The 3,531-nt window shown below is 68.1% G+C and carries 4 protein-coding genes; 3 read left to right on the forward strand and 1 reads right to left on the reverse strand.

All coding sequences use genetic code 11. The annotated features are described in order from the left end of the window. Positions 1-730: response regulator (locus tag ACTHL9_RS10885; RefSeq protein WP_440519031.1), on the reverse strand; the 730-nt coding region annotated here is incomplete at its 3' end. 57 nt (positions 731-787) lie between these two features. On the opposite strand from ACTHL9_RS10885, the gene ACTHL9_RS10890 reads away from it, so the two are divergent. The 3 genes from ACTHL9_RS10890 to ACTHL9_RS10900 form a co-directional block, all read left to right on the forward strand. Beyond that, complete coding sequence (locus ACTHL9_RS10890) at positions 788-1,951, forward strand: cystathionine gamma-synthase (RefSeq protein WP_440519032.1); 1,164 nt, start codon at positions 788-790, stop codon at positions 1,949-1,951. After that, complete coding sequence (gene purD / locus ACTHL9_RS10895; RefSeq protein WP_440519034.1) at positions 1,948-3,270, forward strand: phosphoribosylamine--glycine ligase; 1,323 nt, start codon at positions 1,948-1,950, stop codon at positions 3,268-3,270. The genes ACTHL9_RS10890 and purD overlap by 4 nt, the downstream gene beginning before the upstream one ends. Then, a partial coding sequence (locus tag ACTHL9_RS10900) for a DNA-formamidopyrimidine glycosylase family protein (protein WP_440519036.1) occupies positions 3,263-3,531 on the forward strand: 269 nt, incomplete at its 3' end. The genes purD and ACTHL9_RS10900, both read left to right, overlap by 8 nt.

Raw genomic sequence — 3,531 nt, forward strand, 5'->3', positions numbered from 1 at the left:
GAATCTGCCATCCGACCATTGGATGCGTCATGATGTGCTGATACTCTTCGTCGGTGAGCGGCCCTTCCTTGTTCAGCACCGACTCGCGCACGCCGATCTTGCCGATGTCGTGCACGTGGCCACCGAGCTCCACGTGCCGCACCTCGCGCTCCGACAGTCCCAGCTCCTTCGCCAGCAACGTCGAGTAGTGACTCACGCGGATCGAGTGACCGCGCGTGTACTGATCCTTCACCTCGAGCGCCTGTACCAGTGCCTGCACGCCACCCAGGAAGAGCTGCTCCAGTCGCTGCGCCTGCACCGTCACCAGCTGCTCGAGCCCGCGCTGGTAGGTGCGGTTCTCCACGATCAGCGAGCGCTTCTCGAGCGCCTGCGCGACGCGCGCGCGGACCTCTTCCAGGTGGAACGGCTTGGTGAGATAGTCCATGGCGCCGCTGGCGAGGCAGCTCAGCGCCACGTCCACGTCGGCCACGGCGGTGATGAGGATCACCGCCAGATCCGGATAGGCCGCCCGGGCCCGCTTGAGGAGCTCGATCCCGTCCAGCCGCGGCATCCGCAGGTCGGTCAGGAGGAGCTGCGCGGGGACCTTCTCGAGTTGCTGGAGCGCCTCCTCGCCGTCACCGGCCTCGAGGCAGGTAAATCCGTCGCTCGTCATCAGCCGCACGAGCACCTGGCGCAGGCGCGGCTCATCATCGGCGACGACGCAGTACATCGGCTCCGCCGCCGCCGTCACGTCGTGAACTCACTCATATTTCACCGTCAATACTAGCCACCGCACAGTCCCTCTGCCATGACGAAGATCTTCGACGACGACCTGGACGCCGAGTTCGGCACCCGCGCCATTCACGCGGGCCAGCGCCCCGATCCGCTCTCAGGGGCCATCATGACCCCGATCTACCAGACGTCCACCTACGTCCAGGAGGCACTGGGGGAGAACAAGGGGTACGAGTACGCCCGCGGGCGGAACCCCACCCGTGAGGCGCTCGAGCGCAACATCGCGGCGCTCGAAGGGGTGCGCTACGGCTTCGCCTTCTCGAGCGGGATGGGGGCGATCGATTCGATCATGAAGCTCGTCAGCGCCGGCGATCACTTCGTCGTCGGCGAGAACGTCTACGGCGGCACCTTCCGGCTCTTCGACAAGATCCTGAGCCGCATGGGGATGACGTTCAGCTACGTCGACACGCGTGACGTGAATCGCATCGCCGAGGCGATGCGCCCGAACACGAAGGCCGTCCTCGTCGAGACGCCGACGAACCCGCTGATGCGCCTCACCGACCTCGAGGCCGCCGCCGAGGCCGCGCACGCCGGCGGAGCGCTTCTCATCGTCGACAATACCTTCGCGACGCCGTACTTCCAGCGTCCGTTCGAGCTGGGAGCGGACATCGTCTGGCACTCGACCACCAAGTACCTGAACGGCCACAGCGACATGGTGGGCGGGATCGTCCTCGTGAACGACGACGACCTCGCGGCGCGCCTGCAGTTCATCCTCAACGCCTCGGGCGCGGTCCCGGGACCCATGGACGCCTGGCTCGCGCTCCGCGGAACCAAGACGCTCCATCTCCGCATGCAGCGCCACGACGAGAACGGCCGGACGATCGCCGCATGGCTCGCGGAGCACATGGGGGAGACGAACGTCTTCTATCCGGGGCTCCCCTCCCACCCGCAGTACGAGCTCGCGGCGCGACAGATGCGCGGCTTTGGCGGGATGATCTCCGTCGAGACGGGGAGCCAGGAGCGCGCCGCCCAGGTGCTTGGGCGCGTCCGGGTCTTCTCGCTCGCCGAATCCCTCGGCGGCGTCGAGAGCCTCATCAGCCATCCTGCGAGCATGACCCACGCTTCGGTGGAGCTGGATCGCCGCACTGCCCTCGGAATCACGCCGGGACTCATCCGTTTGTCCTGTGGTGTCGAAGATGTAGGAGACCTGCTCGCAGACCTCGAACAAGCGATTGCGTGAAGCTTCTCATCATCGGCAGTGGCGCGCGCGAGCACGCTCTCGCCTGGAAGTTCCGGCAGGACGACCCGAACATCGAGCTGATCGCCGCTCCGGGAAACCCGGGAATCGCGACGATCGCCCAGTGCTTCCCCGTCCGCGCCGACGACATCGACGGACTCTTCGCGCTCGCGCAGGCGGAGAGGCCGGACGTCACCGTCGTGGGGCCCGAAGCCCCGCTCGAAGCCGGGATCGTCGACCGCTTCACGGTCGGGGGCTTCCCGATCTTCGGCCCCACGCAGGCGGCGGCACGCATCGAGACCTCCAAGCGCTACGCCAAGGAGATCATGCGCCGCGCCGGCGTCGCCACCGCCGCCGCCAGCCATCACACCGACGTGCACTCGGCGATGCGGGCGGCGCGGATGTTCGGCGCCCCGGTCGTCATCAAGGCCTCCGGCCTCGCGGCGGGCAAGGGCGTCGTCATCGCCGAAACGATGGCGGAGGCGGAGCGCGCCATCCGCTCGATGCTCGGCGGGGCGCTGGGCCAGGCGGGCCGTGAGATCCTCGTCGAGCAGTTCATGGACGGGGAAGAGCTGTCCGTCTTCGCGCTCTGTGCCGGCAACAATGCCATGCTCCTGCGAGGCGTTCAGGATCACAAGCGCCTCCTCGACGGCGATCATGGCCCGAATACCGGCGGCATGGGGGCGTACACTCCGGTATCCATTGATACCTCACTGTTGCAGTACCGGATCCTCAACGACGTCATCCAGCCCACGCTGGCCGCGCTCACGGACGACGGCTCCCCCTTCACCGGGCTGCTGTACGCCGGACTCATGGTCTCCTCGTCGGGCGTCAGGGTCGTGGAGTTCAACTGCCGCTTCGGGGATCCGGAGACCGAAGCGCTCCTCCCGCTCATGCTGAGCTCGCTCCTCGATCCCGTCGCCGAGATCGCCCGCGGCGGCCGCGTCTCGAGCGCGAGCGAGGTGAAGTGGCGCATCGGCTCGGCCGTCACCACGGTCGTCGCCGCGCCGGGCTACCCCACGCAGCCGCGCCTCGGCGAGCGCGTCACGCTGCCGCCGCCCGACGACAACGTGTACGTCTTCCACGCGGGGACGCGCATTCCCGAGGATCTCGACCTCAAGCCGGACGAGGTCGCACCGCTCCTCAGCGCGGGTGGGCGAGTCCTTGCGGTCACGGGCGTCGCGCCGACGCTCGACGGGGCGGCACGCAAGAGCCAGCAGTACGCGGAACGCGTGCAGCTCTCGGGAAAGCAGTTCCGGCACGACATCGGGTGGCGTGAGCTGGCGCGCGTGCGGTCACGTCGCGTGCAGCCGAGTGCCTGAGCTCCCCGAAGTCGAGACGATCGCGCGCGGGGTCGACCGCGCGGTAGCCGGAGCGAGGATAGTCGGGGCCAGCGTTCCCCGCCCCGACGTCCTCCGCGTGGTGACGACGGCGGCGACGTTCGTCCGGCGCGTGAAGGGGCAGTCGATCGCACGCGCCGCCCCACGCGCGAACCACAAAGTCAACAAGCTCGGCAACCGCGACGCCCTCGTGATACAGCCCCGCTTAAACCGTGGGATCAAAGTGGAGCCCCCAGCCGAGCT

Origin of the sequence: Sinomonas sp. (assembly GCF_051955515.1) — a bacterium.
GTDB lineage: Bacteria > Actinomycetota > Actinomycetes > Actinomycetales > Micrococcaceae > Sinomonas.